This is a genomic window from Spirulina subsalsa CS-330 (genome assembly GCF_028330765.1).
GTDB classification, from domain to species: domain Bacteria; phylum Cyanobacteriota; class Cyanobacteriia; order Cyanobacteriales; family Spirulinaceae; genus Spirulina; species Spirulina subsalsa_A.
Genome location: NZ_JAQMTY010000277.1, coordinates 1 through 4,640, shown reverse-complemented (window position 1 = coordinate 4,640; position 4,640 = coordinate 1). Strand labels below are relative to the sequence as shown.

2 protein-coding genes are annotated in these 4,640 nt (G+C 54.9%); both read right to left on the bottom strand.

Annotated elements, in window-relative coordinates; all coding sequences use genetic code 11:
* A partial coding sequence (locus PN477_RS19185; RefSeq protein WP_417158860.1) for a P-loop domain-containing protein occupies positions 1-3,017 on the bottom strand: 3,017 nt, incomplete at its 3' end.
* Between the two features lie 93 nt (positions 3,018-3,110).
* Positions 3,111-4,430: an O-antigen ligase family protein gene (locus PN477_RS19180; protein WP_272119361.1), complete on the bottom strand. Its 1,320-nt coding sequence runs from the start codon at positions 4,428-4,430 to the stop codon at positions 3,111-3,113.
* Positions 4,431-4,640: the final 210 nt, after the last annotated feature.

Genomic DNA, 4,640 nt, shown 5'->3' with positions numbered 1-4,640 from the left:
TCCCACAGTTTCAGGGTTCCATCAAAGGATGCAGAGAGGGCACGTTTCCCGTCGGGGGCGATCGCTACGGCTGTTACCCAGTCACTATGCCCGGCGCGGGTGGCGAGTTCCTTCCCTGTCTCCAAATCCCACAGTTTCAGGGTTTGATCACATGATCCAGAGAGGGCGCGTTTCCCGTCGGGGGTGATTGCTACGGCTCTTACCCAGCCACTATGTCCGGAGAGGGTGGCGAGTTCCTTCCCTGTCTCCAAATCCCACAGTTTCAGAGTTTTATCCCCCGATGCCGAGACCGCTCGTTTCCCGTCAGGGGTGATCGCTACAGCATTTACCAAGTCACTATGCCCAATGAGGGTGACCAGTGCCGTCCCCTGCTCCAAATCCCACAGTTTCAGGGTTTTATCCCACAATGCTGAGACCGCTCGTTTCCCATTGGGGGTGATTGCTACTGCACTATGACCGGTGAGGGTATGACCGGTGAGGGTATGGCCGGTGAGGGTATGGCCGGTGAGGGTGGCCAGTGCCGTCCCCTGCTCTAAATCCCACAGTTTCAGGGTGTGATCATACGATGCCGAGACCGCTCGTTTCCCGTCGGGGGCGATCGCTACGGCTGTCACCTCACTGCAATGCCCGGTGAAGGTGCGGATCAGTGGCCAGGTCAGATTCGCCTGAAGGGGACGAAACCAAGGTTGATCGCACCATTGCTGTGCCTGAGCTAGGAGCCTCACAATGTCCGATTGATCAAACGACAGCAACCGCCCCAGTAATTGCCCGGCTAATTGGGTGTGATCCTGCTCTAAAACATGAGCCGACAACCGCAACGCATCTTGAATCAGCGTTAATGCTTGTTGCTCTTCTCCGGACACCAACGGCAACACCCGATCATAATCATCAATTAACGGGCTTATTCCCACCGCCTCTAACTTCTGCTGCAAAAACCCAAAATTCGTCAGCCACACCCGCAACTGTTCCCCATCCCCCACATCCACAAAATGACTCAGTTGGTGATGCAGGAGGTACGATTGTTGTTCCGCGATCTGTGCCGTTAACCCTTGACCCAATGCCGTCATCATCGGGGCCGCTGCTTGGGTGAAATCATCCGCAACACGACCCTGAATATCCGCCAAATCCACCCCCGTTTCCTCAGCCTCCTTCCGGAGAAAATCCCTAAACACCGCATGGTAAATCGTGTAGCGGCGATCCTCTCCCACCAACTGCAACCGCAAAAACTGTTCCCACTGCCGCAAAATTGGCCGCAGTTGATGTTCTGCTAATTCCGTCAACTCTGCTAACAGCGAGAGTGACACCGCCTCCCGCACCAACGCCAGCACATAAATTGTGCGAATCTTATCAATGGGCAACGGGTCAGCCAACATCCCCATCAAATCCCAATGTTTTTGATAATATCGCCTCAACCCTCGCGACACACTCTCCAGACTCTCGCTGGCATACAGTCCTTCCTCAATATCATTCAGCACGTAGCGCAAATACATGAAATTGTTTTCACTCCGCGCCACCAAATCTGTTAAAAATTGCGCCGGGGTGAATTGTCGCGCCGCCACCCACGCCTGAATCAGAGCGCTGTTCCCATACCGTTGCTCGGCATAACGACGGGCATCCACCACACTTTCCGCCGGATATTGCATCAAATCAAAGACGTGCAGATGGCCACTCAGGGGTAATTTTAGAGACTGTGGCCGCTTGGACATTACAAAATAAACCTGATCCGGCAACACATCGGGCAGATAAAGCAAATTACTCCCCCGGATTTGTTGGGACGCATCCACCTCATTCAAGGCATCCACCACCACCACTAACTTTTTCCCCGGCATGAGTTTCTGCGCTGCGTCAGTCAACAAACGAATCAAAACATTGCCATCCTCCGTCGCTCGTTCCGGCAAACGCGGATAATCCAGGTGGTAACTCTCGATTAATTGGGTGCAGATATTTTCTAAAAACTGCTCTGGCTTCACAATCCCCGTTCCCTGGGTATTGAAATGCACCAAACACCCGCCCTTAAAAAGCTGCACCAATCGTGCCATAATCGCACTCTTGCCCACCCCCGGATCAGCCTCCAGGACAAAATACCCCTTGGGCCGATTCCGCAAAAAATCCCGAATCGCCTCAAAGACAAAACCGCGCCCCACAAAATCCCGTGTTTTCTCCTCAATAATCGCATCGCAATGTTGGGGAATCGGTAAACGGGCCTGCTGAGGGTCAAGGTACTGCTGCAATAGCTCGCGGATTTGCGCCAATTCATCCCGCATCCCCGTTTCCAACGCCTGCAATAGCTGACGCAAATCCTCACAGGTGGCTAGCTTGGGTAAATGGGCCTGAATCTCGGTAATTTTGGCCAACGTCGCCCCGTGCAGATCAAACAACATCCCCACAAACGCCTTGCCGCCCTGGTGCGCATCGTCTTTCAGGACTTGGCGCAAATGTTTATTAAAATTCTCGGTTAATTCTGCCGCCAACTCCTCGATCACATCTTCATAACTGGCCACGGTATCCGGCAAGCCGCCCCCCTCACACCCCTGCTCAAAGAGCCACGCCACCACCTCCCGCCATTGTTCTTCCGGTAACACCGCATAGGCAGCAAACTGTTCCGGCTGTTGAGCAAAAATCTGGTGTAACTGGTCTTCTCGTAGCGTTGCAAAGGGTTTGAGGTTTTGATGTGCCTCAACCCACTGCACCCAATACCCCTCGATGTGGTCAGCAAACTTCTTCAACCGCTGTTTAATTTCTGGGTGTTTGGGGCTGACCGTTTCCACTAATGCCCGTGCCACCGTGCGCCCGGCTGCCTTAGCCAAGTCCTGATTACGCAATACATCACTATCACCACACTGGCGCAACCGACTGCACAACGCGCCGATTTTATTGGCGATCAGCCCATAGGTGACATTCGTTCCCACCGTGAGCGCGGGTATTGTGAGGCCGCTAGTGGCGATCGCGCCCAACCCCAACACTGCGGTTATTCCCAACAACGTGGCCTGACTATCCAACACCCCCCGCACATTCATCCCCGCCATGCTCCACTCCTGCGACTCAAACAAGCATCGACGCTGATCCGACACTGCGGATCAGCCCTATGGATAGTTTAAATGGCGAGGACTTTAACGCGGCTCATGCTTGCCGCTAAACTGTCCGATGCCCGCCACCATTGTCAACAACAACCACCCAAGGAAGTTCGTGCGCAAATCAAAAATCGACACATCAAAACAGTTGTAGAGCACACAAAGACCCCAGGCTAATCCCAGGGCAAACAGGATAGGGTGCTGCTGGGGGCGATCGCTCGTCAGGCTTGACCCCCAGATCCGCCGCATCGCTGAGTAGCAGACCCACCCCACCCAGAACATAAAGAACAGCGCCAAGGGAATCCCCCATTCCACCCCCCAGAGCAGAAAAATATTGTGGGGATGGGCCACCCAGACCCCCATCGCCGGTTCGTACAAGTGCTCAAAGCTGCGTATCCCCCAGCCCCACAGGGGGCGATCGTGAATGCGATCGAGGGCGAATTGCCAGACGCTAGCACGGGATAGAGCATCGGGAATTGGATACATGTCCCCCGATAACCGTCCCCAGAGGGCAAAGGGAATGATCTCCCGCAGGGATGCCCCGCCTTGCGCCGGAAAAAAGGCCGCCCAGAGTACCGCCCCACCGCAGCCCCCCGTGAACCAGAGCAACCACCACCACCGCGCATAGAGAGCGATCGCTAACCCCGCCAACGCCGCCAACATCCAGCCATTGCGCGATTGGGTCATCCAGAGGGTGGAGGTATTGCCCAAAATGATGCTACTCAGACCCACAAGGCGAATTAACGTGCCGCTCTGGCCAGTGTTGCGCCAATCGCGCCAGGCGATCAGCCCCAGACCAAGGTTAAAACAGAGGAGAATCGCCAAGTAAAATGCATAGTTGTTGGCGTAGAAAAAGCCGGAGGACATCCGCAGCCAGGGCGACCCACCGGGCAGCATCGACCAGCCGAACATTTCCGACCACCATTCGGGGGTTTGCCAATCCCAGAGCATTTGCCCCCAACCGAGAATGATGTGAGGCCCGGAGCCGATCACCAATAAAAAGGCGATCCGTTGGAGTTGGGCGGCAGTGCGCACAAGGTAGGGAATGGCGGCGAAAAAGAGGTAAAAGGGGCCGTAATTCGCCATGCCGAGGAGGGCATCAAGGGGGCGATCGCAGTAGGCAACGCTGACCAATTGCAAGACGAAGAGCAGGCCGAGGGCTTGGTTAATCGGGTGCGATCGCCACTGCTCCCATTCCCGTTTCACCGTCCCCAACAATGCCGCCGCCACAAACAAAAAAAACGGACTCGGAAACAGGAAAAACCCCAACAGCCCCATCTGGAAGCTGTACCACTCCCAGCGGGTTTCGGGGGGCGGCAAGGGGTGAGGAGTGGCGATCGCAGGGTTATCAGTGTTCAAGAGTTCAAATCGGGGACAGAATCACAGCAAAATAAGCTAGTGGCGTGACACAGCCAAAATGATACTTTATTGGGTAGTGCATTAATGCACGGGACGGAGGAAAATCAGGCTACACAACTACGATAACTAGGGAGACAAGCTCATGGCTATTGAGATGACCTGTCCGACCTGTGGGTCTCACGATATCTCCAAGAACGGCACTAGCCACCG